This is a genomic window from Nostoc sphaeroides (assembly GCF_003443655.1).
Classification (GTDB): Bacteria; Cyanobacteriota; Cyanobacteriia; order Cyanobacteriales; family Nostocaceae; genus Nostoc; species Nostoc sphaeroides.
In genome coordinates this window covers 3,055,492-3,079,443 of the sequence record NZ_CP031941.1, presented here as the reverse complement: position 1 = coordinate 3,079,443, position 23,952 = coordinate 3,055,492, and the positions used below count along the sequence as shown (strand labels likewise).

Genomic DNA, 23,952 nt, shown 5'->3' with positions numbered 1-23,952 from the left:
AAGTCGAGCGAAGGCAAGCGTTAGTTGTTGCAATTATATGGGTAATATAAATTTGAGGCTTAAGGCTTCATCTTTACTTGTTCCTCAAGCAGCCTGCTTTATAAAGGATTTCACTATCCAAAGCAGAAACTCACAAATAGGAAAAACTTCAGCCAACACGCCGACGCTTTGTTGTTAAAATGCTGTTGCTGTCAACCACATTTGCACGAGATTGCTGAACATGACCACATCCACTGATTTTACTGTAGCTATTTGTACCTACAATGGCGAAAAGCGTTTGCCTGAAGTTTTGGAACTGTTGCGAACCCAAGTTAACATCCAATATCTTCGCTGGGAAGTTGTTGTCATCGATAACAACAGCACAGACAACACCAGCAAGATTGTCCAAGAATATCAAGCAAATTGGTCAACTACTAATCCGCTCATTTATTGCTTTGAACCGCAACAAGGTGCAGCCTTCGCCCGAAAAAGAGCTATTCATGAAAGTCATGCTGAACTGATTGGCTTTCTTGATGACGACAACTTGCCAGCATTAGATTGGGTTACAGCAGCCTATGCTTTTGCACAAGAGTACCCAAAAGCTGGTGCTTATGCTAGTCAAATTCACCCGAATTTTGAGGTAAAACCGCCAGAAAATTTTCATCGAATCGCTCCATTTTTGGCAATTACAGAACGTGGCTCACAGCCTCTTTTGTATGAACCTCGCAAAAAATTACTACCCCCCTCAGCTGGACTTGTTGTACGTAAACAAGCTTGGCTGGAGAGCGTTCCTGTAGCTTGTGTCCTAACAGGGAGAATAACAGGCAATATGTTGACCAGTGAAGATTTGGAAGTATTATCATATATCCAAAAAGCAGGCTGGGAAATCTGGTATAACCCTACGATGCAGGTGAATCATAAAATACCTAGTTGGCGCTTACAAAGGGACTACTTAATTCCATTTTTTCGTGGAATTGGACTCAGCCGCCATGTCACCCGCATGATCAGTGTTAAGCCTTGGCTTATCCCGTTGGCAATAATTGCTTATATGACCAATGACATACGTAAAATTATTTTTCACCTGCTTAAATATCGCACCCAAGTTAAGACTGACCTAGTAGCGGCTTGTGAGATGCAACTAATATTAAGTAGTCTGTTCAGTCCTATTTACTTATGGAAAACCCGGTATTTAAACCAGAATTAAAAATGCCTTTAATCGACTTTACAGTAGTAATTCCAACCTATAATGGCGAGGTTCGTTTACCCTTACTTATAGAGAAACTGCTTCATCAGACAGGAGTAGAAAACCTCAATTGGGAAATTATTGTTGTTGATAATAATAGTACAGATGCGACAGCGAGGGTGATACACGAGTACCAACAAAGCTGGTGTCATCTGTTCCAATTGAAATATATTTTTGAAGCCCAACAAGGGGTAGCATTTGCAAGAGCAAAAGGCGTTTTGGAAGCAAGAGGGGAAATTGTAGGTTTTTTAGATGATGACAATTTGCCTGAACATAATTGGCTCATGGAAGCTTATAAATTTGCACAAGAGCATCCTCAAGCAGGAGCTTGGGCTAGCCAAATTCATGGTAATTTTGAAGTAGAACCGCCAGAATCTGTCAAACCAATTTTATTTTATCTTGCAATTACTGAAAGAGGTGAAAACCCTCATATATACGAACCTTACAAGAAAGGCTTTCCTCCTGCGGCTGGCTTGGTTGTACGCAGAAGTGTCTGGAGAGATAATGTTCCCATTCGCCTTTTTTTAGTCGGTAGAGTCGGTTCATCTATGTTAGGGAGTGAAGATGCTGAATCTTTACTATATATTCATCAAGCTGGTTGGGAAATTTGGTACAACCCAACAATGGTAATAGCTCACATTATCCCATCTTGGAGATTGGAACCAAACTACTTAATTTCTCTAATGTATGGGGTTGGTCTAGCTCGCTATTACTTGCGTATGAAGCTACTTAAAACTTGGCAAAGACCCTTTGCTTTTTTAATGTATTTTATCAACGATATACGCAAAGTAATATCGCATTTTATTTTATATCGAAAAGTTTTGAAAAGCGATATTGTTGCTGCTTGTGAAATGAAAAGACTAATTGCTACTATTATCAGTCCTTTCTATTTGTGTAAAATAGCTTTTCAAAAAAGTGAACATCCTTAAAATAATTATCCTTTTTAACTATTTTGTAAAATAATTAGTAATTTTAATTAAACTAACTTTTGTTTGATTAATCTCTTTATTTACCGACTTTTTATGCATATTATTGTTTTAGAAAATGAAGTAACTTCTCTGCGTGGTGGACAAGAATTGAGCCTATTTGATGTTTGCCTGGGTCTATATAAACGTGGACACACTATCACTTTAGTGTATGTAACAGAAGGCAACTTATTTAAGGAGTATCAGTTTTTTTGTAGGGAGTTAATAAAAGTTAATGGTTTTAGGATTGAAAGGAAAAAAATAATTGATTCATTATACAACTTTTTTATAGATACTAGAAAAATAAAAACCACTAAAGATAGCATAGTATACAGCAACCAATATCATAATAGTTTTTTTGCTTATACATTAGCAGTATGTAAGAATATACCCTTTGTTTGTCATCTTCGTCTACCGCCACCGCAAATCCAAAAACTTGGTTTCCAGTGGAGTATTGGGATGCAGGGTGCAAAACACTTAATTGCTGTTTCCAATCAAACTAAAATAGATTGGATAAAGCAAGGTTTTAAAGAAGATAAAATTGACGTTGTATACAACGGAATTAATATTGAAAAATTTCAACCATCAGCCCATGTATCCATTACTAAAAAGGAATGGGGTATTTCTGATGATGTAGAAGTTATCTCTTACATTGGAAGATTGGATAAGGAGAAGGGACTCGAAACGCTGATTAGAGGTTTTTCTTTATTTCTCAAAAACCACAAAAGTGCCAAGTTATTGATTGCTGGCAAACCATTATGTTATCCAGAGGAATATAAAAAGTCTCTAGAACATCTAACATTTGAACTGGGCATAGCAGAATCTGTTAAATTTCTGAGTCATCTAACTAATCCTATTCCTCTCTATCAAATAAGTGATGTGACAGTTTTAACCAGTTTACATTCTGAACCATTTGGCAGAACAATTATTGAATCAATGGCGTGTGGAATTCCTGTGGTAGCTAGTCGTACTGGTGGAATACCTGAAATCTTGACAGGAAAGTTTCAACCTATGCTCTGTGAACCAGGAAATGTAGAAAATTTAGCAGATACTTTGAATTTTGTGTTGAAATGGAAAAATTTAGATCCTCAATTAAGTGCGAAATGTCGGGAACATATAATACATAGTTTTAATGTAGACAAAATGGTTAATGGAATTGAAAAAATTCTCTTAAATTATCGAAAATAAAGGTTAATTAATATGCAAATAAGTGAACCTCAAGTTTCAGTCATTATCCCTACTTGTAATCGTAAACATTATTTAGAAAGAGCCATAAATAGTGTTTTGAATCAAACGTATACTGATTACGAGTTGATTGTAGTTGATGATGCCTCAACTGATGGAACTGCAACTTTTATTGCAGAAAAATATCCTGGTGTTTGCTGCGTTAGTTTAGCAAATAATTCTGGGGCTGGTGGGGCAAGGAATGAAGGAATTCGGCTTGCAAGAGGCAGCTTTATAGCTTTCTTGGATTCTGATGACGAATGGTTACCTAAGTATTTAGAAACCCAAATTAAATATATTGAGAGTAGTCCTGATAATGTAATAGTTTTCTGTGGGTGTATCCACCAAATGCAAGATGGGAAAATTCAAAAGTTTAGTTGTCAGCCTTGGCTACCATATCCCAATTTAACTTATCATCTATTGTCTGAAAATTTTATACTGACGGCATCAATTGTAGTGGTAAGTAAAAAAGCTTTAGATAAGACAGGTTATTTTAATGAAAATCTTAGAATTGGCGAGGATAAAGAGCTATTTTTACGATTATTTTGCTTAGGCAATGCCGTTCATGTTCCTTACTTTTTAGTAACTAAATATTCTCATTCTAATAATCTTACAGGAAATTATAAACTATGGGTGAAAGAGACATTTCATTTATTGGATATATTTTTTGCTCATGATTTGAGTCTGCCTTATAAGCATTTTGAAATCGAGACTAGAAGTCACAATGCTATGAGATTAGCAAGAATATTATGGCGTGAAAAGAAGAAATTTTTATTTGCAATACAAATGTTGCTGAAGGCTTTTATCATTTCCCCAAGGTATATAATTCAGCACTTGCGAAAAAAATTGGTTAAGACTACTGTATAGTTTTCTCTGCTGTATATTATCGACTTATGCAATTTTTATCGAAACAGAATTCAGGTGTCACGAGCTTTACGGTTTGTTTAATTCTCCCTTCACCGTTGTGACAATTCAGCGGTATCTGAAAAACCTCTCTCTAAATCTCTCTCCTAAAAGGAGAGAGACTTTGAATTTTCCCCCTTCCCGACACGGGAAGGGGGTTAGGGGGTTAGGTTTTCGTGGACTTTTCCACATAACCTGAATTGTCAGCTTCACCGTTGTGGAGAAGGGGAAAAGGGAAAGGTTACGCGCTGAAGTATTTTGCTAGTGGGTGGTAAGCAATAATCGCAGTGGTAGACTGTTCTGGATAAAGTTGTTCACTTTCATCCATATACAAGTTAATTCTGTCAGTCTGCAATAACTCCAGTTGCTTGTATTGGTCTTGGATATTCGGACAAGCGGGATAACCAAAACTATACCGTGAGCCACGATAGCGTTGTGCTAATATATCCCGAATATTGTCGGGTTCTTCAGCTGTAAAACCTAACTCTCGGCGGATTCTGGCGTGTGTCCATTCAGCCACAGCCTCTGCCACCTGTACTGCCATGCCGTGGAAATACAGATAATCGGTGTATTGATTGGCAGCAAACAGCTTTTGGGCAAACTCTGTGGCAATCTCCCCTACAGTCACCGCCTGCATTGGGAAGACATCAATAATTCCCGATTCCTTCGGTGCAAAGAAATCTGCTATGCACAGCCGCCTTAATGACTTCTGTCTAGGAAACTCAAAAGTTGTAACCTGCTGTGATTGGTTCCATACATGTAGAGAATTCCCCTCAGATTGACAAGGGAAATACCCGTAAATCACCTGGGGATGTAACAGATTTTCTTCAAGAATTCGCTGTTTCCAAGTTTCTAAAACTGGGTAAACTTTCTCAGCCAAGAAAGCCTGATATTCTTCCTTAGATTGTTCCTTTGGTTTACGGAATTGCCATTGTCCAGCAACTAAAGCTTGTAAATCTAAGTGCCAGAATATTTCCTCGATGGGAATATCACTAGGCTGCAATAACTGCGTTCCCCAAAAAGGCGGTGTGGGACGTTCAATATCTATCGCCACAGCATCAGAACGTCTCGTATCTACTACTTTGGGTTCAGCAGATGTTTCTTCAGCAGTTGTAACTTTTGGTTCTTTGTTACCATTTGTCGAAACTTCAGCCGTTTCAACTTCGTTCAAAAATCCTTGCAAATCTTCCCAGTTATTAGTTGCCTTTGCTGGCATTAATTTATCCATGAAGTGCAAGTCAGAAAAGGCATCTTTGCCATATACAACCTTACCTTTGTAAGTTTTTTGGCAATCTTCATACACAAATTTGGGAGTCAGCGCCGCACCACCTAAAATTACGGGGACACTAATTCCTTTTTCGTTGAATACCTCCAAGTTCTCTTTCATAAAGGCGGTGGATTTCACCAGCAAACCACTCATGGCAATACAATCAGCTTTGTGCTGTTCATAAGCGTTGATGATGTTTTCCACCGGCTGCTTAATTCCCAGGTTAATCACTTTGTAGCCGTTGTTGGATAAGATGATATCCACCAAGTTTTTACCAATGTCGTGGACATCGCCTTTGACTGTGGCAATGATAAAGGTTCCCTTGGCATTGTTACCTGATTCTGATTTTTCCATGAAGGGTTCTAGAAATGCCACCGCCGCTTTCATGGTTTCTGCTGATTGCAATACGAAGGGTAGCTGCATTTGCCCAGAACCGAATAATTCTCCGACAACTTTCATGCCATCTAGCAGAAAGGTGTTGATAATTTCCAAGGGAGGATGTTCTTCTAAGGCTTTTTTCAGATGTTCTTCTAAGCCAATGCGTTCGCCGTCGATGATGTGACGTTTTAGACGTTCTGGGATGGGGAGACTTTCATCTAAGGAGCGATCGCGCTTAGTTGTCACCCCAGCAAAGGCTGTGGTAAGCTCTCCCAATGGATCGTAAACGCAGACGTTACCATCAAATTTCCGCTCATCATAAATCAACTGCCGACAAATTTCTTGATGGCGTGGATCAATCTTCGATAACGGTAAAATTTTGTTAGCGCTGACAATGGCTGCATCCATTCCCGCCGTTGTCGCCTCGTGCAAAAACACTGAGTTCAACACCATCCGCGAGGCTGGATTCAAACCAAAGGAAATATTGGAAACACCCAAAATTACATGACATCCAGGCAATCCTTCACGAATGCGCCGGATGGATTCAATGGTGGCTTTACCATTTTCTCGGTCTTCTTCAATCCCGGTGGAAATGGGTAACGCTAGGGTATCAAAGAATATTTCTGTGGGTGGTATACCATATTCTACAGCTTGACGGTATGCACGCTGTGCGATCGCAAACTTTTTGTCTGCTGTCCGCGCCATTCCATCTTCATCTATAGTACCAATGACTACACCAGCACCGTATTTTTTCGCTAACTCCAGCACCTTCAAAAAGCGCGGTTCCCCATCTTCGTAGTTGGTAGAATTCAGCAAACACTTACCACCAGCAACCTTTAAACCCGCCTCCATCTTTTCCCATTCGGTGGAGTCAAGCATTAAAGGCAGTGTGACATTATTAACAATGCGCGAAACTAATTCGTGCATATCCCGTACACCGTCGCGTCCCACATAATCGACGTTGACATCGAGGATGTGTGCGCCTTCTTTGACTTGCGCCCTCGCCATTGAAACGAGTCCATCCCAATCTTCGGCATTTAGCAAATCGCGGCACTTCTTGGAACCACTGGCGTTGAGACGTTCACCAACAATCAAGAAGGAATTATCTTGATCGTAGGGCTGAGTGGTGTAAATTGATGCTGCTGCTGGTTCTAAGCTAGGATGTCTAACTTTTGGCTTCAAGTCTTTAGCAAGTTCTGCCAATTGTTGAATGTGTTCTGGACGCGTCCCACAGCAACCCCCAATCACTTGGACACCCAAATCTTCAACAAAATGCATCAATGACATCCGTAATTCCAACGGTGTCAGGCGGTAGTGCGCTTGACCGCCAACGTTCTCAGGTAAACCCGCGTTGGGGATACAGGAAACGATGAAAGGTGAATGTTCTGCCAGATACTTGATATGTGGTTTCATCAAGTCTGGGCCTGTGGCGCAATTTAGACCAAGAATGTCAATTGGGTAATGTTCCAGAATTGTCACCACAGCGCTGATTTCGGAACCAACCAACATTGTGCCCATGCTTTCCATTGTCACAGAAACCATCAACGGTCTGCGATCGCCTTTTTTGGCAAACACTTCTTCAATGGCATTCAGCGCCGCCTTAATTTGCAGCACATCTTGGCAAGTTTCCACCAGAAATAAATCGACACCACCATCCCACAGCGCCTCTGCTTGTTCAGCAAAAGTAGCTTTCATGGTGTCAAAGTCAATATGTCCCAAGGTAGGGAGTTTCGTTGTGGGGCCAATGGAACCTGCCACAAAGCGGGGTTTTTCTGGCGTGGAAAATTCCGCAGCCACACGTTTCGCCAATTCTGCGGCTGTCTTGCTGAGGTAGTAGGCTTGGTCTGCTAAGTCATATTCTGCCAGCACGAGGGAGGTACTGCCAAAGGTATCGGTTTCAATGACATCAGCACCAGCAGCGAGAAAGTCGCGGTGAACCTTAGCGACTGCTTCGGGTTTAGTGTGGACTAAGTATTCGTTACAACCTTCATACTGGGGGCCGCCGAAGTCTTCAGCAGTGAGGTTTTGGGTTTGTAAGTTGGTTCCCATCGCCCCGTCGAAAACGAGGACTGGGCTATCTGGACTACGCAGGCGTTCAAGGAAAGGATGAGTCATATTTTCCTAGAATAAATGAGGATATCAAGTGAGTCTTGTGATACTCGACTTACTTTATTATTTTCCAAGATTGTGATATTTTCGGCATCTTTTCATAAAGTCTGTTTTGAAAACATGCTCTAGTAGTCTGTCAAATTCATTTTTCCGGTTAGGGAGACGCGATAAATCGCCGTCTCTACAAGGAATCTATCCGTCAATTATTTCTTGACAGACTACTAGTACGAATGTTGTAGAGTCTAAACTGGTGAAATCTTTTGATTCCTTATGAAAAGAGAATCTCACTACTAGAAGCATGAAAGAATGAAAAACAGAACTAGTGAGGATCATGTATAATTCAGAAGCAACTTTGGAAAAAGCAAAAGTGCGTGTAGGTTTGGTGGGTACTGGGTATGCGGCAAAGTTTCGAGCTAAGGCATTGCTCCATAATGAGGGAATGCGATCGCAGTTAATTGCAGCTGTTGGTCATACCGTAGAAACAACAGAAACCTTTGCCAAAGAGTACCAGATTGAAGCGTTGAGTTCTTGGCAAGAGTTAGTAGAGCGTGAAGATATAGACCTAGTGGTGATTTCCACTATCAATCGAGATCATGGTGCGATCGCTCGTGCAGCACTTACGAACGGCAAACATGTGATTGTAGAGTATCCTCTATCGTTGGATGTAGTCGAAGCAGAAGAACTGATTGCCTTAGCCAAAGCACAAAAAAAACTCCTGCACGTTGAACACCTGGAACTTTTGGGTGGTTTGCATCAAGCTTTGAAGCAAAACTTAGCAAAAATTGGTGAAGTTTTTTATGTTCGCTACAGTACCATAAATCCCCAGAATCCTGCACCCCGCAAATGGACTTATAACCATGAGTTGTTCGGTTTTCCCTTAATTGGAGCGCTGTCTCGCCTACATCGTCTCACCGATTTATTTGGTACAGTATTTACTGTTAACTGTCACCAGCGATATTGGGAAATAGAACCGGAATACTACCAAACCTGTTTCTGCACTAGTGAACTGTGCTTTGATAGTGGACTTTTAGCGCAAGTAGTCTATGGTAAAGGCGAAACTGTTTGGCAATCAGAACGCAAGTTTGAAGTTCACGGGGAAAAGGGTGGTTTAATTTTTGATGGCGACACCGGAATATTCATCCAACCAGGGGAAACAACACCTATAGAGGTTGGCCCTCGCCGGGGTTTGTTCGCCAAAGATACGAGTATGGTTTTAGACCATCTTTTTGATGGCACTCCTTTGTATGTTACACCAGAGGAGAGCTTGTATACCCTGCATGTTGCTGATGCTGCACAAAGAGCTGCACAGACAGGGTTAACTATGTTTATAAAAAATACTTTAGATAAAAGTTAATGAAAACTGAAATAATTGTTATTTTATCCCAACGAGAAATAGAGAAAATGCGTCAAGCTGGGCGTTTAGCTGCTAAACTTCTCCAGCATCTAGAACCGTTCGTCAAGCCTGGGGTTAGCACTCTCGAACTCAATGATGAAGCCGAACGTTGGACGCAAGCTCATGGAGCAAAAAGCGCACCTCTTGGCTATAGAGGCTATCCTAAATCAATTTGCACTAGCGTAAATGAGGTAATTTGTCACGGCATTCCCAACGCCAAGCAAATCCTCAAGGAAGGTGACATCATTAATATTGATGTGACGCCGATTGTTGAAGGTTATCACGGCGACACATCTAAGACATTCTTTGTCGGCACTCCTTCGCCAACAGCGAGGAAGCTGGTAGAGGTGACAGAGGAGTGTTTACGCTTGGGTATTGCTGAAGTTAAACCTGGGGGACGCATTGGCGACATTGGTGCAGCCATTCAAGAGTATGCTGAAGCACAAGGCTTTTCTGTAGTGCGAGATTTCGTTGGACACGGCATCAGTCACATTTTCCACACTGCGCCGGATGTTCCCCACTATGGCACACGCGGTAAGGGTAAGCGCCTCAGACCAGGGATGGTTTTTACTATTGAGCCAATGATTAACGAAGGTACTTACGAAGTCGAGGTTCTGGGCGATAAATGGACTGCGGTAACGCGCGATCGCAAGCTTTCTGCTCAATGCGAGCATACCTTAGCTGTAACTGAAGACGGCGTTGAAATCCTCACCTTACCTGAAGGCGAGAATTACTAGACTGGTAGATTTTTCTACTACTTGATTAACATAATGGTTCAAACTCTTGCTGCGGAAAACGTCACACTTGAGCAACTAATTGCGTAAGTCCTAATAACGTGAAAAGTCAGCTGAACCTAGAAGGACAAATCTCGATGCTCTCAGCCACTATTAATACAAGTAATCTTAGCTCTGAGGCATTCATTGCTGGCTATCTGGATGATGTCCGCTACGAGTTAATCGACGGAGAACTAATTGACTTGGAACCTACTGGACTTCATGAACAGGTAGCTGGGTTAATTAATCGTAAGCTCAACGTAGCAATTGATCTGCTCAACTTGCCTTGGTTTATTCCCATGAAATGCCTGATTAAACCATTAGGTCAAAATTCAGCCTTTAGACCTGATGTTGTGATTCTTGATCAAACGGCTTTGGCGAATGAGCCATTATGGAAAACTGAGCCAGTGATTACACTAGGTAAGTCTGTTAAATTGGTCGTGGAGGTTGTCAGCACCAATTGGCAGAATGACTATGCTAGGAAAGTGGAAGACTACGAAGCTTTAGGTATTGGGGAGTATTGGATCGCAGATTATTTAGGGTTAGGAGGCAAACGCTACATTGGCTTATCCAAACAACCTGTAATCACAATTTATCAGTTAGTCGATGGAACTTATCAAGGACAACAATTTAGGGGAACAGAATGCCTCATATCCCAAACATTTCCAGACCTGAATTTGACGGCAGAACAGATATTTGTCGCGGGTCGCTAGAGTTAGGATTGGGGAAGAGGTAGCGCTCTCTGAGGATAAATATTTGAACTGCTTAATAATTATTTAATGGGGGTTATGTTGGAAAAGTGCAAAAACGATATAACATGACCTTGGCACTGTTTTGATGTCAACAATTATTGATATAGCGCTTCTCACTTAAGTGCAATACAGACCTAACCCCCGTTGATTGAATTTGGACAGTTGTTGATTGAATTCGGGCAACCACCAAGAATTTACATAAAGCGGTTCCCATTCAGATGCAGTACAACGTTACATCACGAGTAGGGGCACGGCATTGCCGTGCCCTTACGGGTGTACCTCACGTAAACGATAACTGCTATAAAGCCATTTAATATATTTGTAATCCTAATTAACATTTATTGCATGATAAGGTAAAACATCATATATGGAGGTAAGACTATGACCCAAGCGTTGCCCAAATTACTAACCTTCAATGAATTTATTGAATGGTATCCCAACGATGAAAAACGCTATGAATTGCACAAAGGAGTAATTGTTGAAATGCCACCCCCAACCGGTTCGCATGAAAAAGTTATTGCATTTTTGTCGCGGAAATTAACCGTGGAGTTTGATCGTCTTAATTTACCCTATGGAATCCCCAAAACTGCATTCATCCAAACTCCTTCTGCCGAATCGGCTTATTCGCCTGATGTGTTCCTGCTAAATCTTGATAATCTTGACAATGAACCGCTTTTTCAGAAACAGTCAACAGTAAGCCAAGCAGCATCGGTTCCAATAGTTATTGAAGTTGTTTCAACCAACTGGCGAGATGATTACTACAATAAACTTAGCGATTATGAAGAAATGGGCATTCCCGAATATTGGATTGCTGATTATGCTGCATTGGGTGCAAGAAAGTTCATCGGTAATCCCAAACAACCTACTATTTTTGTGTGCGAATTAGTTGATGGTGAATATCAAATGACAGCGTTTCAAGGTAACACCGCGATTTCATCACCTACTTTTCCCCAATTAAATTTAACTGCACAGCAGATTTTTAATGCGGCTAACTAATTTTTGATCTTCCCAACTTATTCGGAATACCTTCACAACCACCAGGAATAGTACCTCTAGTTTTTTCACCACCCCAAGCGCAACAGTAGTTACGTGCAGACTCAGACATGCGCTGTACATTGGTGAAATCGGCATTTTCCACTACAGCGCCAGTTTGTTCGCCGGTTTGATAATTTGGTGGTTGAGTACGACTACGGGGTGATGCTTTATCCACTACACCGTAGAATAGGCGAATCCCGTTGATGTCAGCACCACTGAGATTAGCACTATATAAAATAGTGCGGGAGAGGTTGGCTTTTACTAAATCACAACCACTCAGGTTAGCGCGGACAAGATTAGCTTCGCTCAGGTCAGTCCAACGCAAATCAGTACCAGAAAGGTCTGCGGCGGCTAGGGTTACGCCTAAATCGATGACACGCACACCTTCTAGGCGGTCTTCTGCATATCCGCCACTGCCGTCAAGAATGGCTCGACCTAATAGCCGATCGCGTTGTAAGGGTGACAGTAACTTGGAACGTGAGAGAAAGCGGAGAATTTTGGCTTTACCACTGCCATCTACACTACTTAAAATTGCCGCAGTGCGTCCTTCAGCGATCGCTCTCTCTTGAGGCCAATCTTCTAATAATCCTTCTTGATCTAATACTAAATCTGAAACGCCTTGGAAATAGGAATCAATTGTCTGTTGCTGGGTGATGATATTTTGTTGAACTGTTAGCAGGTTTTGCTGAATTGTCAAGTCTTTGGAAATAACATATTGTCGCCACGCCACGTAAACGGCGATGACGGCGATCAGAATTTGCCCCAAAGCACCAAACCAATCTGCTAGAGTTCCAGCAATGTCCCAGTTAATCTGGCGTCCCCAAAGCACTAAGCGATCGCCCACACCTGTAAACCGAATCAAGCCGATGATGGCTACTAGTAGTCCCAAAAAGGCCACAAACAGCGTGCGTTCTTGGGGTGAAAACCAGTTGTTTAAAACTTCTTGGAACCAAGGCAATAATATTGCTAGGGATAACAGCAAGGTTATCAGCGTTCCGATAATGCCGATGATCCAGTTATTGAGGATAACTCCAATAAAGGTGATGGCGATCGCTATGAGAGTAATCAGCAACGCCCTTGGCTTAACTGTGAATTGGTTGGTAATCGGTTGCTTGAAGTCAGAACGGGCAAGTTTTAGAGCATTTGTATGTTGCGGAGATTGCAAAGATGCGATCGCAGCTAGGGCTTGTTGTGTCGCTAGTACTTCTGAGCTTAGGTTTTTCTCAGTTGCACTACCGTCAAAGTCATCCGGCTGCAAATCGTTTTCGGGGTCTGGTTCTGGGGTTGGTAGATTAGAGGAATTGGATTCAATCGTCATGTTTTCTATTTTGCCCCAGTAGATTAAGAACAACATCTGTTTTATCAGAAATTGCACTAAACTAAAGACCTATATTCCATAAGACTGAGAACGCAAAGCTATATTTAGTACACCATTTCATGAAAAAAGCTTTATGCTTAAAACCTCATATCTAACCTACAATTAGCACTCATCGCAGATACCTCTAAATATTTCTGCTATTTTCCATTCCCATTAATTTTTATTTTTTGTATGATTTCGCTCTCTCCCATTCTCCAAGCTAGACTTTCCCAACCCCTGAAAATTGGCTCGTTTGAGGTAAAAAGTCGGGTTCTCCAGTCGCCTTTATCTGGGGTGACAGATATGGTATTTCGCCGTCTTGTGCGTCGCTATGCGCCAGATTCGATGATGTATACCGAAATGGTGAATGCTACCGGGTTGCATTATGTCAAGCAGTTACCCAAAATCATGGAGGTAGATCCCAATGAGCGCCCAATTAGTGTTCAATTATTTGATTGCCGTCCAGATTTCCTCGCAGAAGCAGCAATAAAGGCAGTTGCAGAAGGTGCTGATACTGTTGATATTAATATGGGTTGTCCGGTAAATAAAATCACTAAAAATGGTGGCGGTTCTTCGTTGTTGCGGCAACCAGAAGTAGCAGAAGCAATTGTGCGGGAAGTGGTAAAAGCTGTTGATGTGCCTGTGACAGTCAAAACCCGTATTGGCTGGAATGATAACGAAATTACTATTCTCGACTTTGCCAAACGGATGGAAGATGCCGGGGCAAAAATGATCACAGTCCACGGACGCACTCGCGCCCAAGGATACAATGGCAATGCCCGTTGGGAATGGATTACCCGTGTCAAAGAAGTACTTTCTATCCCAGTCATTGGGAACGGAGATATTTTTTCCGTTGAAGCGGCGGTGAAATGTTTAGAACAAACGGGCGCTGATGGTGTGATGTGTTCTCGTGGGACTTTGGGTTATCCGTTTTTGGTAGGAGAAATTGATCACTTCTTAAAAACTGGAGAGATGTTAGCATCACCAACTCCGATTCAGCGCTTGGAATGTGCAAGAGATCATTTACAAGCCTTGTGGGAATATAAAGGCGATCGCGGTGTCCGTCAAGCCCGTAAGCACATGACTTGGTATGCTAAAGGTTTCGTTGGTGCAGCCGAACTCCGAGGACAGCTAAGTTTAGTTGAAAAAGTAGATCAGGGTTTGGCAATGATTGACCAAGCAATTGAAAAATTGTCTAATGGTTATGAACTTGAAGAAGAGGCGCAAGATAATTTGGTAATGCTTTAAAAAATGAATATCACCACAATTTACTTGATTACACATTATATATTCAACTAGCCAAAGTGGAGGCTTAGAATGTTAGTTTCAAAATACAATGATGTTGTATCCGTACCGGAAATCCTCTCTTTAGAAGACTTCATGGCAAATCCTCCAGACGGGATGGAGTGGGTAGATGAGCAACTAGTAGAAAAAACAGGGATGACATTAAAACATAGTGAAATTGAAGGCAATCTTTACTTTTATTGGAGAAGTTATATCAACTCCAATCAACAAGGTGGGAAAGTTTATACTGAAGTACCTTGTCGTACATATAAAAAGGGTCGTCGTCCTGATGTGGCTTATTTGACACCTCAGTTGGTAGCTGAGTTTGGTGATGTTCCCACTTTGCCACAGAGTTTTCCGTTGATTGCTGAGATAGTTTCACCCACTGATTTAGCTGAAGAGTTATTTTTGAAAGCCCAGGAGTATTTACAGTCTGGTTGCGAGGAAATTTGGCTAGTATTTCCTGAAAGTCGATTAGTTTTTGTAATGACTGATAATCAGGTTTTGGGGTTTAAAGCTGGTGATGTGGTTAGTACTCAAAAAGTATTGTTAGGTTTTAGTGTAGCTGTAGACGAATTGTTAAGTTGAAAGAGACTTTTTTAAATCCTATGAATCAACCACTACTTCGTTTTGTTGCTAGCAAAAATTATAAAAATCTGTCTTTAGATCAAGTAGTTGAGCTAAAAAAACTCAATATATTTATAGGTTCAAACGGTTCAGGAAAAAGCAACTTTATCAGTTGTTTGAAATTTTTAAAAGATAGCTTAACTACAATTCCTGACGAAAGTCGCGGTGTTAGTAGTTTTGAAAATGCAGTTACTCAAATTGGTGCTAATCGAATTTTAGATGGCAGTGTAGCAAGCCCTGCTGTAGTAACACTTGCTTATTGTTTTTCACAATTTTCTCAAACTGGTACTCCCGGAAAAAACAATGGAATTCTTGATTTGAAGATTTATGTTGACAAAAACCAACCAAGAGTTAGTATTTCCGAAGAATGTTTATATAGCGGAGAAGATTTACATGAACCAGCTTCATCAAGACCTTTCTATTATTATAAGTTTCATGACAGGGAAGCGGGCAAAGGCGCTGTCTCAGTTTATGATAGTCCCGGACAAAATTCCAGCACTCATTTTGAACCTTTAGATAATATAGATACCAATTCTTTGGGGCTTTCTGCTATTCCTCGGCTGCTTGAATATAGCCAATATCCTCCCGAAAGCACACCTGTTTTCAGAATTAGAAGAGACCTTGTTGAATTTATTTCCAAATGGCAATTTTACAATGCCAACAATATGGATTTAAATCAAATTAGAACGGCAGAACCTAAAATAGGAGGAAGTGATATTTATCTATCTTCATCTGGAGATAATTTACCACTAGTTTTAGATAATTTGACTCAGCAAGATATCGACTTCGAGGAGAGCATAAACAAGGCAATGAAGTCGATTTTACCAAAAACTCGTCGTCTAAGACCTATACGTTCTGGTCGCTTGTCTCTGACTGTAGAATGGTATTTTCATGATATTAAGGAAGCTTTTTATCTAAATGAAATGTCAGATGGAACTGTCAGAATGCTTTGTTGGGCTACTATATTGCATTCTCCAGTTCTTCCTTCATTGCTAGTCATTGATGAGCCAGAATTAGGATTGCACATATCGTGGATGCCAATTTTAGCAGAGTGGATTAAAAAAGCTGCCGCGAAAACCCAATTAATTATCACCACACATAGTCCCGATCTTTTAGATCATTTCACGGATTGTTTAGAGAATGTTTTTTGTTTTGCTTCAGAAGATAAAACACATTTCTCCATCAAAACACTCTCCAAAGAAATGCTAAATCAAAAATTAGAAGAAGGATGGCAATTAGGTGATTTATATCGTGTTGGCGACCCCAGTATTGGAGGATGGCCGTGGTAGTATGGGTTTTTGCTGGTGGTGGGGAAGCTGAAGTTAGAGGATTAATCCCTTTTTTAGAACAAAATTTTTCTAATTGCAAATTTGAACGAAAAACACCAGCTCGTCAAAAACCTGGGCCTAAACCTGGTAGGGGAAATAGTTATGGCAGAACAGGTCAAAGCTTAATTGAGCAAATCATTAGGGAACTACCTATTGCCTTAAGATGTGAACCAAATAAATGTAATCTAATTTTAGTGTTTGACGATTTAGATTGCCGCACGCCAGAGCTTCAAGAAAATAAAATCTTAGATGCGATATCAACTATACCAGAATGTGCTGATTTTAATAAACTTGTTGTGTTTGCTGCTCCTGAACTGGAAGCTTGGATTATTGCAGATTGGAATAACTCAATAGCTAGACATCCAGATTTTCGAGGTAGACACGAGCGGATGCGTTACTGGCTTAGTCAAGAAAAAAATATTCCTTTTAATGAACCAGAATCATTTAGTGAATATGATGAAGATAGAGATTGTTGTCGAGAAAAGCTATCACAGGCACTAGTTGATTCAAGTGTTTTAGCTGAATTTGATAGCCTTTCAACACGTTATTCTAAAGGATTGCATACCCCGGCACTATTACAAGACATCCGACCAGATGAAGTTCAACGAAGATGTCCTTTATTTCGCAAACTCTATAACTCAATACGGTTCAGTTAAGGAAAATTGTAGGTTGGGTTGAGCGACAGCGAAACCCAACAAACCCGCCAAATGTTGGGTTTCGTTCCTCAACCCAACCTACGTGTATCAAGGTTTTTGGCTTTAACTGAACCGTATTGCTCTATAACTATCTTAAGAATTTTTGTAGTTATTCATAAAGTTGGTGCAATTTAGCACCAACTTTCACCTCCTCGCTTGCGGGGAGGTGTTAGGGGTGGGGTTTTCGAGGAACTATTGTTAATCTAAATTTACAAAAATCTAATTTACCAAATCAGGGAATACCTCTTGCACAGCAGTATGTACTAAGCGATGGTTCTGCACATTCACACCCTTAGCTAATGCTGGGTTAACTTCCAGTGCCATAATTCCAAAATTCGCCAACTGGACAACATAAGGTAATGTACTATTATTGAGTGCCTGGGTTGCTGTCCAAGGTACTGCACCTGGCATATTGGGAACGCCATAATGCACTACGCCCTCTTCAACGTATACCGGATTTGTGTGAGATGTCGGGTGTAAAGTTTCTATACAACCGCCTTGGTCAACGGCTACATCAACTATTACAGAACCAGGACGCATTTGTTTGACCAATTCGCGGGATACTAGTATTGGCGCTCTCCGTCCCAATACTAAAACTGCACCGATGAGCAAATCAGCTTCTTTAACGGCGGCTTCAATATGAGCAGAGTTGCTGTAAACCAATTCGACTCTAGAGCCAAATAGGGTTTCTAAGTAAGATAAGCGCTCGACACTCACATCTAAAATCTGGACGATCGCACCCATACCTACAGCAATTTTAGCTGCTTCTGTGCCGACAACGCCGCCACCTAAAATTACTACTTTGCCTGGTTTAACTCCAGGGACACCACCTAAAAGAACTCCTCTACCACCTTGCTGACGTTCTAGGAATCTCGCCCCAAATTGTACTGCTAGCCGACCGGCAATCACGCTCATGGGGGTGAGCAAGGGTAGTCTGTTAGCACCAGGTTGTTCTACAGTTTCGTAGGCGATCGCAGTTGTGCCACAATCAATTAAATGCTCTGTCAGTTTGCGATCGGCTGCTAAGTGTAAATAAGTAAATAATATCTGCCCTTTCTGCAAAAAATTATACTCTGATGTCAGAGGCTCTTTGACTTTTACAACTAATTCCCGATTCCAAGCCATTTCTGATGTGGGGACAATCTCGGCTCCAGCACTTCTGTAGTCGTCATCTGAGAATCCAGCACCATTACCTGCTTGCGTCTGGACAAAGATGCTATGATTATTTTCCCGCAGCACCCGCACACTAGAAGGACTTAAACCTACCCGAAATTCTTGATCTTTATTTTCCTTGGGAACGCCAATTTCCATATATCGCCTCTGATAATTTTTTTGTTTAACTGTAGCCTGTGAATTTCAAGCTGGCTACTGATCTATTACAGATAGCTGTATTAGAGATATTTAATCTGTGTCCTAAGTTTCTCAATTTAATCTGAGTAGCCCCAAACTCTTACCCTTGACTATTGCCCCAGTATTTATACAATATATAAAGAATAGTAACAATTTATTAAAAGAGCGATTGTATAGCTCCCTACAGGAAGCTTTTGCTGAATTTATCAAATCATCTTGACATTCAAGCACTGCAATCAGCTTTTAAGCTACCCTAACTTTTCACGTTATCTGGAAAAACCCAAGAAAAATCTAACCCCCTAACTCTTTTCCCGATGAGGGGAAAGTTCAAAGTCTCTCTCCTTAAAGGAAGAGAGAAATAGAAGTGAGGTTTTCCACCGTGAAAAATCAGATGCTGCGAAGTCTAAAATCAAGTCCCGTTTGCCGAAAAAAGGTTTCTTAAAAATGACACAAACACAACCAACGATTACACCTAAACTAGAAGAGCCTAAATTTGGCTTTAATGAATATGCTGAACGCTTGAATGGTCGAGCTGCAATGATTGGCTTCGCTTTGCTGCTGGTGATTGAATATACAACCAATCAAGGGGTGCTATCATGGCTAGGTCTGAAGTAGTGCCACCCACAAGCACAAGCTAGAAGTTGTAAGCTAGTAGTTAAAAGAGTTTCAACCAGCTGGAACAACCAGTTGGTTTTGACTTTAACAATTAATAGCCAAGTACTTCGCCCTAAATACTTTAATTAGACTTATTCGTAAATTCTTGACCTAGAATGTAAGTAAGAGAGGAATCGAAATATTTATTTTATTACTGATATAAATATTATAGACTTGCAACTAGTATATACAAGGCGATTAATGAGTCCAATTCCTCCCCTACTAAAGAAAATCATATATTAGTAGCTGCCTTGGATGAGAAAGGCAAATTCCGGGTGAGGTATTCTTGGTAAATATACACAAAAGGTGAACTGGAACCAACCAAGCTGTGATGAATGCTGTATTACCTCGTTTTTTGAAGTCAACCTACCGAAAAGAGCCACTAATCAGTATATTGATTACGATGGGCGCTATAGATGCCTTGATTGGCGGATTGAATGATAGCTGGTCGTTGTTCGCTTTTGGTTTGGGAACAACAGGGATAGCGCTAGGTTTTAAGTTGTGGCGTTTCCAGCAGCGTCGTCCTCTACCAGAGGAGCCTGTAGTGCAACATTATTTGCCCTCTCGTTCTTCTAGTGCGCCTTTACCAATGTTAAGCGTTTCTAAGAAAAAACCACCTCTTTAGGAAGTGCAGAGTTATTACTTAATAACTCTGCAAAATTGATTTCTGCAAGCCGCACACTCGTGACTTCAAGTCATGAGTTAGGCGATCCATATTTCTATATTTAGATGCTTGTGTATTATGGTAAAATCATTGTAGCAAAATATTAAAACATATAGGACTCATATCTGATTTCTGAACAAGATTTCAGATAAAACCCTGATAAAACGGGCTTTTCAGTCTCAGTATATTTTCAGAAATCAAATCGGAGTCCTATAAATGCAGAGAGCGTTTAAAGTTACACTTATTCCTAACCACAACCAACAAGTCTTAATTAACAAGACAATTGGTTGTGCAAGATATGTGTATAACCGCTTTTTGGCACTAAAACAAGAGTTATATGCCACGGAGCAGAAGACTTTAAACTACAATGCTTGCAGCCAGCAGCTAACTATACTCAAGAAAGAAATTGAGTGGTTAAAGGAAGTAGACAAATTTGCTCTGCAAAACTCACGCAAGAATTTAGAGACAGCATACAAAAACTTTTTTACTGACTTGAAGAAGTCTAAAAATAAAAAAGGTGTCGGCTTCCCCATGTTCAAAAAGAAGCATGGTTGTAAGCAGTCTTACAAAACGAATCTTACCAACGGTAATATTCAGGTAATCGAGAATCGTTTAAAACTTCCGAAGTTAGGATGGGTAAAGTTTCATAAATCTCAGGACATTACCGGGAAGCTTGTAAACGTTACCGTAACTCGCACCTTGTCAGGCAAATATATTGCTAGTATTTTGTGCGAAACAGAGATAGAGAAATATCCTACTGTTACACAGAATATTGCCTTGGATTTGGGAATTAAGTCCTATCTCGTTACTAGTGACGGTGAAGTTGTAGGTAACCCAAAATATTACAGAACTCAAACTCGTAAGTTACGCTCATGCCATAAAAAACTATCTCGCAGTGTAAAAGGCAGCAGTAATCGAGTCAAAGCGAAAATCAAGCTGGCTCGTGCTTGCGTTAGAATTACGAATCTCAGAGATGACTTTCTGCACAAACTGTCAACTCGGTTAATTAAAGAAAATTTTCCGGCAGAGATCGTTGAAGCAGGAATCACGCCACTTCTAGTGGTGTGAGGTTCAATGGAGTAATTGTATCTATAAAAGTGAGGAAAAAGTGTGAGTAGTGAGGGAAGAGGTGGGGGTAATTTTCTACGCCCGTATATTATCCTGGCATTTATGGCAGTTGTTGCCCTTCCAGTGACTACGTGGCAAGGGTTTTATATTCATGAAGCTCATGCTGCCATTGAGGTAACACCAAACTCCCAAACTACCAACAGCTTTAATGCCCAACTACTTTACACACTCAAAGGGCATAATGGAAGTGTTAAATCTCTCGCTTTCAGTCCAGATAGCAAAGTTCTGGTGAGTGGAGGCGCAGAAAATGAGGGTGTAATTCGCCTGTGGAACCCAGCAAACGGGAAAAAGTTAGGGAATATTAACAAAGCACACCAAACAGCCGTAGAATCTGTAGTGATTTCACCAGATGGGCAAACCCTGGCTAGCTGTAGTGATGACAATACGATTAACCTCTGGAACCTGAAAAATTTTAAATTTAGCCGATCTTTCGTCGGACATACCAGTAATGTATTATCTTTAGTGGTGTCTCCTGATAGTAAAGTTCTTATCAGTGGAGCTTTAGATGGGATTCGGATATGGGATTTGGTACAGCAGCGCCCGCTTGGTACTCTAGTACGTTTTGATAATTTGATTTATACCCTAGCCCTTAGTCCTCATGGGCAAATATTAGCTAGTGGTGACAATAAGGGTGTAATCAAGCTGTGGAATTTGAGTACTGGTAAATTAATCAGTGAATTTGTAGCTCATGATAATGTTGTTAGCAGTGCGGTCTTTACACCAGATGGACAAACGTTAGTTACTGCTAGCCGCGATCGCACAGTCAAACTGTGGAATATTAATACTGGAGAATTAGTCCGCACCCTTACAGGACATAATAACTGGGTGAATGCGATCGCCATTAATCCCGATGGGCAAACCCTTGCTAGTGCTGGTAAAGATGGGATTAAATTGTGGAATTTAACTACAGGTGAGTTAATAAATACACTGAGTGGACATACAGACTGGGTGAGTGCGATCGCTTTTAGTCCTGATGGTAAAACTCTTGCTAGTGGTGGATTTGATCAACAAATCAAGATTTGGGGAACTCCACTAAAACGTAATTGACAGCGATCGGACAAAATAATCGTGAACTAGTAGACTATATCCCCGACTTCCTAAAAGTTGTCGGGGATATACTTGTCTGAGATTTTGACTCGCTATCGCTCAACTTTCCACGTCATGTAGAAAGTCAGGCGATCGCTAATGCCAAAAATGCCCCCAATCAAATACCTATGTTTGCTAAACTTTAATCTTGCATTTTTAGAGTTTTTATAGTAAAAAATCAACCCGAGCTTAGATAAAATTTTGCCAAAACTAGCTAAAATCAATGCTGTTAGCAACCAAGAACGATGTCTACGATGGTCACTGAGCGTGCCGAAGTGCGGGCTACGCCTACCCCAATCGTTGAATAACTGTCAGGGTTCTCTAGTGAATCCTTGATGAAAATACAGCTAATATCTGATCTAGCAAATTACTGTAAGTGGTAATTTCAAATCATCTATGCAGCTACTTGCTTTCTAGATCGGAACAATTTCTGAACTTAGACAATCTTAGAAATGGTTATCGTCAGTAAATGCACTCAGGTAAATATCACTATATTGGCTGAAGCAAAGGTTTATAGCGGTTAAACGCCACTTGAAACGAAAGACAACTTGCTACTTAAATAATGTTTAATTTTCCCGAACTGCTTTTGATCCCCATTTCGATACAATGACTAGGCAGAACCCTAAAACTAAAAACCGCTTTTGACTGCGACGCCCATGAATCAACTGAACAATGGTTTTACGATATTTCTAAGTCTGCTAGTCGAGGCGATGCCTTTTTTGCTTCTTGGGGTTTTATTCTCCAGTTTGCTGCTGTTTTTTGTTGATGAGCGCAAATTAGTCGAAAAAATGCCCAAAAATCCTCTGCTGGGTGCTTTAGTTGGCAGCATGATTGGCTTTTTATTTCCGGTGTGTGAGTGCGGGAATGTACCGGTAGCGCGGCGGTTCCTAATTCAGGGAGTACCCACACCAGTCGCAATTGGTTTTTTGCTAGCAGCACCAACAATTAACCCAATTGTAATTTGGTCAACTTGGACAGCATTTCGAGATCAGCCAGAAATAGTAGTCTTACGAGTCGTATTTTCTTTAGCAATTGCGACAATTATCGGTTTTGTTTTCAGTTTTCAAAAGGACTTAAATCCCATACTCCAACCTGCGATCGCTCGGTATATGAAGTTTAATCCGCCCGCGCAGCCACAAACTAAACGCCGTGGTAAACGTTACGAAGTACAACAGCAAGAAACGATACCGAATCTGTTACAATCGGGGACTTATATCTTAGGAGGAAAAGCAGGTATACCTCTGCGGATAGATCCAAATTTAGTACCGCCTACGTTAATGTCTAACTCCGATAAACCGCTTGCAGCTAAACTGCGCCTAGTTGTGGATAATAGCATCCAAGAATTACGAGAATTAGGCGGAGTGATGATTTTAGGAAGTGCGATCGCTGCTGCTATTCAAGTGCTAGCTCCCCGTGAATTAATTCTCAGTTTGGGTGCTGGGCCGATTACTTCAATTGTGGTCATGCTGATATTAGCAGTAGTGGTGTCAATTTGTTCTACAGTCGATTCTTTCTTTGCACTATCTTTTGCCTCAACCTTTAGCAGTGGTTCATTGTTGGCATTTCTGGTGTTTGGCCCAATGATTGACATCAAAAGTGTTGGTTTGATGTTATCTATTTTTAAGCCCAAAACTATCTTTTACTTATTTGCTATAGCAGCACAATTGACATTTGTATTCACCCTTTTTCTGAATTCGCACGTCTTTTAAAAAACTATTTGTCATTCTATTTGTCATTAGTCATCTGTCCTTTGTTTAA

At 40.8% G+C, this 23,952-nt stretch carries 20 protein-coding genes; 17 read left to right on the top strand and 3 right to left on the bottom strand.

Features of this window, described 5'->3' with window-relative positions; all coding sequences use genetic code 11:
- Window positions 1–220: 220 nt before the first annotated feature.
- The 4 genes from hpsE (D1367_RS13580) (at window position 221) to D1367_RS13565 (ending at window position 4,278) form a co-directional block, all read left to right on the top strand.
- Window positions 221–1,183 (top strand): hormogonium polysaccharide biosynthesis glycosyltransferase HpsE, encoded by a 963-nt coding sequence (gene hpsE / locus D1367_RS13580; RefSeq protein ID WP_118166920.1) that lies wholly within the window; start codon window positions 221–223, stop codon window positions 1,181–1,183.
- Window positions 1,153–2,151 carry a hormogonium polysaccharide biosynthesis glycosyltransferase HpsE gene (gene hpsE / locus D1367_RS13575; protein WP_228674897.1) on the top strand — a complete coding sequence of 333 codons (999 nt, stop codon included), beginning with the start codon at window positions 1,153–1,155 and terminating at the stop codon, window positions 2,149–2,151. Before hpsE (D1367_RS13580) ends, hpsE (D1367_RS13575) begins: the two co-directional genes overlap by 31 nt.
- 93 nt (window positions 2,152–2,244) lie before the next feature.
- On the top strand, window positions 2,245–3,375 hold the full coding sequence (locus D1367_RS13570) for a glycosyltransferase family 4 protein (protein ID WP_118166919.1): 1,131 nt from the start codon (window positions 2,245–2,247) through the stop codon (window positions 3,373–3,375).
- 12 nt (window positions 3,376–3,387) lie between these two features.
- A complete protein-coding gene (locus tag D1367_RS13565; RefSeq protein WP_118166918.1) occupies window positions 3,388–4,278 on the top strand; it encodes a glycosyltransferase family 2 protein in 891 nt (296 codons plus the stop codon).
- Between the two features lie 277 nt (window positions 4,279–4,555).
- Here D1367_RS13565 and metH read toward each other — a convergent pair whose 3' ends face one another.
- Window positions 4,556–8,074, bottom strand: a complete 3,519-nt coding sequence (gene metH, locus D1367_RS13560) for a methionine synthase (RefSeq protein ID WP_118166917.1) — start codon at window positions 8,072–8,074, stop codon at window positions 4,556–4,558.
- Between the two features lie 325 nt (window positions 8,075–8,399).
- On the opposite strand from metH, the gene D1367_RS13555 reads away from it, so the two are divergent.
- The 4 genes from D1367_RS13555 to D1367_RS13540 all read left to right on the top strand — a co-directional run bounded on the left by D1367_RS13555 (window position 8,400) and on the right by D1367_RS13540 (window position 11,982).
- Entirely contained in the window at window positions 8,400–9,422 is a 1,023-nt protein-coding gene (locus D1367_RS13555; protein ID WP_118166916.1) for a Gfo/Idh/MocA family protein, read from the top strand.
- Window positions 9,422–10,198 (top strand): type I methionyl aminopeptidase, encoded by a 777-nt coding sequence (gene map, locus D1367_RS13550; protein WP_118166915.1) that lies wholly within the window; start codon window positions 9,422–9,424, stop codon window positions 10,196–10,198. Before D1367_RS13555 ends, map begins: the two co-directional genes overlap by 1 nt.
- A 134-nt stretch (window positions 10,199–10,332) precedes the next feature.
- The gene (locus D1367_RS13545) at window positions 10,333–10,947 is read left to right on the top strand and encodes a Uma2 family endonuclease (protein ID WP_181985175.1); all 615 of its coding nucleotides are present in this window, start codon (window positions 10,333–10,335) and stop codon (window positions 10,945–10,947) included.
- 420 nt (window positions 10,948–11,367) lie between these two features.
- Window positions 11,368–11,982 carry a Uma2 family endonuclease gene (locus D1367_RS13540; protein WP_118166914.1) on the top strand — a complete coding sequence of 205 codons (615 nt, stop codon included), beginning with the start codon at window positions 11,368–11,370 and terminating at the stop codon, window positions 11,980–11,982.
- Here D1367_RS13540 and D1367_RS13535 read toward each other — a convergent pair.
- Window positions 11,975–13,339, bottom strand: coding sequence for a pentapeptide repeat-containing protein (locus D1367_RS13535; RefSeq protein WP_118166913.1), 1,365 nt, complete (start codon window positions 13,337–13,339; stop codon window positions 11,975–11,977). The genes D1367_RS13540 and D1367_RS13535 overlap by 8 nt on opposite strands.
- 231 nt (window positions 13,340–13,570) lie before the next feature.
- Here D1367_RS13535 and dusB point away from each other — a divergent pair, with 231 nt between their 5' ends.
- The 4 genes from dusB (at window position 13,571) to D1367_RS13515 (ending at window position 17,273) form a co-directional block, all read left to right on the top strand.
- A complete protein-coding gene (gene dusB / locus D1367_RS13530; protein ID WP_118166912.1) occupies window positions 13,571–14,626 on the top strand; it encodes a tRNA dihydrouridine synthase DusB in 1,056 nt (351 codons plus the stop codon).
- Between the two features lie 69 nt (window positions 14,627–14,695).
- Window positions 14,696–15,250 (top strand): Uma2 family endonuclease, encoded by a 555-nt coding sequence (locus D1367_RS13525; protein ID WP_118166911.1) that lies wholly within the window; start codon window positions 14,696–14,698, stop codon window positions 15,248–15,250.
- A gap of 20 nt (window positions 15,251–15,270) precedes the next feature.
- The gene (locus D1367_RS13520) at window positions 15,271–16,578 is read left to right on the top strand and encodes an AAA family ATPase (RefSeq protein ID WP_118166910.1); all 1,308 of its coding nucleotides are present in this window, start codon (window positions 15,271–15,273) and stop codon (window positions 16,576–16,578) included.
- A complete protein-coding gene (locus D1367_RS13515; protein ID WP_228674898.1) occupies window positions 16,572–17,273 on the top strand; it encodes a DUF4276 family protein in 702 nt (233 codons plus the stop codon). The genes D1367_RS13520 and D1367_RS13515 overlap by 7 nt, the downstream gene beginning before the upstream one ends.
- Window positions 17,274–17,531: 258 nt before the next feature.
- Here D1367_RS13515 and ald read toward each other — a convergent pair whose 3' ends face one another.
- On the bottom strand, window positions 17,532–18,623 hold the full coding sequence (gene ald, locus D1367_RS13510; RefSeq protein ID WP_118166908.1) for an alanine dehydrogenase: 1,092 nt from the start codon (window positions 18,621–18,623) through the stop codon (window positions 17,532–17,534).
- Between the two features lie 483 nt (window positions 18,624–19,106).
- On the opposite strand from ald, the gene D1367_RS30820 reads away from it, so the two are divergent.
- The 5 genes from D1367_RS30820 to D1367_RS13490 all read left to right on the top strand — a co-directional run bounded on the left by D1367_RS30820 (window position 19,107) and on the right by D1367_RS13490 (window position 23,903).
- Entirely contained in the window at window positions 19,107–19,277 is a 171-nt protein-coding gene (locus D1367_RS30820) for a hypothetical protein (protein WP_181985174.1), read from the top strand.
- A gap of 370 nt (window positions 19,278–19,647) precedes the next feature.
- Window positions 19,648–19,941, top strand: coding sequence for a hypothetical protein (locus D1367_RS13505; protein WP_118166907.1), 294 nt, complete (start codon window positions 19,648–19,650; stop codon window positions 19,939–19,941).
- Between the two features lie 255 nt (window positions 19,942–20,196).
- Window positions 20,197–21,048 (top strand): transposase, encoded by an 852-nt coding sequence (locus tag D1367_RS13500; protein WP_228674899.1) that lies wholly within the window; start codon window positions 20,197–20,199, stop codon window positions 21,046–21,048.
- A gap of 102 nt (window positions 21,049–21,150) precedes the next feature.
- Window positions 21,151–22,155, top strand: coding sequence for a WD40 repeat domain-containing protein (locus tag D1367_RS13495; RefSeq protein ID WP_118166906.1), 1,005 nt, complete (start codon window positions 21,151–21,153; stop codon window positions 22,153–22,155).
- A gap of 695 nt (window positions 22,156–22,850) precedes the next feature.
- Window positions 22,851–23,903, top strand: a complete 1,053-nt coding sequence (locus tag D1367_RS13490) for a permease (protein WP_118166905.1) — start codon at window positions 22,851–22,853, stop codon at window positions 23,901–23,903.
- Window positions 23,904–23,952 lie beyond the last annotated feature (49 nt).

Excerpts from the sequence above, each read along its gene's own strand:
- hpsE (WP_118166920.1), top strand. The coding sequence starts at position 221 with ATGACCACATCCACTGATTTTACTGTAGCTATTTGTACCTACAATGGC.
- hpsE (WP_228674897.1), top strand. The coding sequence starts at position 1,153 with ATGGAAAACCCGGTATTTAAACCAGAATTAAAAATGCCTTTAATCGAC.
- D1367_RS13570 (WP_118166919.1), top strand. The coding sequence starts at position 2,245 with ATGCATATTATTGTTTTAGAAAATGAAGTAACTTCTCTGCGTGGTGGA.
- D1367_RS13565 (WP_118166918.1), top strand. The coding sequence starts at position 3,388 with ATGCAAATAAGTGAACCTCAAGTTTCAGTCATTATCCCTACTTGTAAT.
- metH (WP_118166917.1), bottom strand. The coding sequence starts at position 8,074 with ATGACTCATCCTTTCCTTGAACGCCTGCGTAGTCCAGATAGCCCAGTC.
- D1367_RS13555 (WP_118166916.1), top strand. The coding sequence starts at position 8,400 with ATGTATAATTCAGAAGCAACTTTGGAAAAAGCAAAAGTGCGTGTAGGT.
- map (WP_118166915.1), top strand. The coding sequence starts at position 9,422 with ATGAAAACTGAAATAATTGTTATTTTATCCCAACGAGAAATAGAGAAA.
- D1367_RS13545 (WP_181985175.1), top strand. The coding sequence starts at position 10,333 with ATGCTCTCAGCCACTATTAATACAAGTAATCTTAGCTCTGAGGCATTC.
- D1367_RS13540 (WP_118166914.1), top strand. The coding sequence starts at position 11,368 with ATGACCCAAGCGTTGCCCAAATTACTAACCTTCAATGAATTTATTGAA.
- D1367_RS13535 (WP_118166913.1), bottom strand. The coding sequence starts at position 13,339 with ATGACGATTGAATCCAATTCCTCTAATCTACCAACCCCAGAACCAGAC.
- dusB (WP_118166912.1), top strand. The coding sequence starts at position 13,571 with ATGATTTCGCTCTCTCCCATTCTCCAAGCTAGACTTTCCCAACCCCTG.
- D1367_RS13525 (WP_118166911.1), top strand. The coding sequence starts at position 14,696 with ATGTTAGTTTCAAAATACAATGATGTTGTATCCGTACCGGAAATCCTC.
- D1367_RS13520 (WP_118166910.1), top strand. The coding sequence starts at position 15,271 with ATGAATCAACCACTACTTCGTTTTGTTGCTAGCAAAAATTATAAAAAT.
- ald (WP_118166908.1), bottom strand. The coding sequence starts at position 18,623 with ATGGAAATTGGCGTTCCCAAGGAAAATAAAGATCAAGAATTTCGGGTA.
- D1367_RS30820 (WP_181985174.1), top strand. The coding sequence starts at position 19,107 with ATGACACAAACACAACCAACGATTACACCTAAACTAGAAGAGCCTAAA.
- D1367_RS13505 (WP_118166907.1), top strand. The coding sequence starts at position 19,648 with ATGAATGCTGTATTACCTCGTTTTTTGAAGTCAACCTACCGAAAAGAG.
- D1367_RS13500 (WP_228674899.1), top strand. The coding sequence starts at position 20,197 with ATGCAGAGAGCGTTTAAAGTTACACTTATTCCTAACCACAACCAACAA.
- D1367_RS13495 (WP_118166906.1), top strand. The coding sequence starts at position 21,151 with ATGGCAGTTGTTGCCCTTCCAGTGACTACGTGGCAAGGGTTTTATATT.
- D1367_RS13490 (WP_118166905.1), top strand. The coding sequence starts at position 22,851 with ATGAATCAACTGAACAATGGTTTTACGATATTTCTAAGTCTGCTAGTC.